General features: G+C 68.2%; 1 protein-coding gene. It reads left to right on the forward strand.

From position 1 onward, the window contains the following. The first annotated feature begins 224 nt into the window (after positions 1 to 224). The gene (locus ACFZDL_RS47190) at positions 225 to 1,421 is read left to right on the forward strand and encodes an IS110 family transposase (protein WP_353597341.1); all 1,197 of its coding nucleotides are present in this window, start codon (positions 225 to 227) and stop codon (positions 1,419 to 1,421) included. Positions 1,422 to 1,444: the final 23 nt, after the last annotated feature.

Here is a 1,444-nt window from a genome sequence, read left to right on the forward strand (position 1 = left end):
CTACCTTTCTGGTGGGTTCGAAATGATCATTCGTAAGATCAGCGGGACCCAGGGGCTCTGGGTATGGCAGATGGTGGGGAGACCGCTGGATGGCTCAAGGAGCTTGGCCGCCCGGAGCCCCGCGACGACTCGACCGCCAATTGGGAGATGCGACTCGATCGCTGCGTAGGGCAACGTCGGCGAGGTCGTCTGCTGGGCATAGGTAGTGCGACGAGCTGGCGGAGGTGACCGTGCCCCGGATATGGGCCGGAGTGGACATCGGCAAGGAACACCACCACTGTGTGGTGATCAACGCGGACGGCGAACGACTGCTGTCCCGCCGGGTCCTGAACGATGAATCGGCCCTGCTGGAGCTGATCGGCGACGTCCTGGCGCTCAATGAGGACGCCCTGTGGGCGGTTGATCTCAACGGCGGCGGTGCCGCCCTGCTGATCGCCCTGCTCCTGGGCCACGACCAGCCGATGGTCTACATCACCGGCCTGACCGTGCACCACGCCTCGGCCTCCTACCGAGGCGAGGGCAAGACGGATGCCAAGGACGCATTCGTCATCGCCGACCAGGCCCGCATGCGCCGCGACCTGGGCCGGCTGCGGCCCGGCGACGAGGTCGCCGTCGACCTGCGCATCCTGACCACGCGCCGCACCGACCTGGTGGCCGACCGCACCCGCCAGATCAACCGGCTCCGCGCCCAACTGCTGGAGATCTTTCCGGCGTTGGAACGCTCGCTGGACCTGACCAACAAAGGCCCGGTCGTGTTGCTGACGGGTTACCAGACCCCGGCCGCGATCCGCCGCAGCGGCGCAAGACGCATCGAGACGTGGCTGCGCAACCGCAAGGTGCGTGGAGCCTCCACCCTCGCCCGGGCGGCGGTGGAGGCCGCCGAGGCCCAGCACACGGCCCTGCCCGGAGAGAAGCTGGCCGCCGCGATGGTGGTGCGGCTCGCGAAGGGGGTGATGGCCCTCGATGAGGAGGTCGCGGAAGTCGACGCGCTCATCGAGGCCCGGTTTCGAGAGCACCCACACGCCGAGGTGATCCTCAGCCTGCCCGGCATGGGCAAACTGATGGGCGCCGTCTTCGTCGCGGCCACCGGAGGTGACATGGACGCTTTCGGCAGCGCCGACCGGCTCGCCGGATACGCCGGCCTGGCACCGGCCCCACGCGACTCCGGCCGGGTCAGCGGCAACCTCCGTAGACCCCGGCGGTTCCACCGCGGCCTGCTCAACGCGATGTACCTCGCAGCGCTCTCCAGCCTGAAGAGCTGCCCGGCCTCCAAGACGTACTACGCGCGCAAGCGCGCCGAGGGGAAGGGACACAAGCAGGCGCTGCTGGCACTCGCGCGCCGTCGCCTCAATGTCCTGTGGGCCATGATCCGCGACGGAGCGTGTTACCAAGCCACATCGCCTGTTACGGCAGCAGCTTGACATCAGCATTGGGAAGCTCCTTG

The organism is Streptomyces sp. NPDC007917, from assembly GCF_042959105.1.
In the GTDB taxonomy this organism is placed as follows: domain Bacteria; phylum Actinomycetota; class Actinomycetes; order Streptomycetales; family Streptomycetaceae; genus Streptomyces.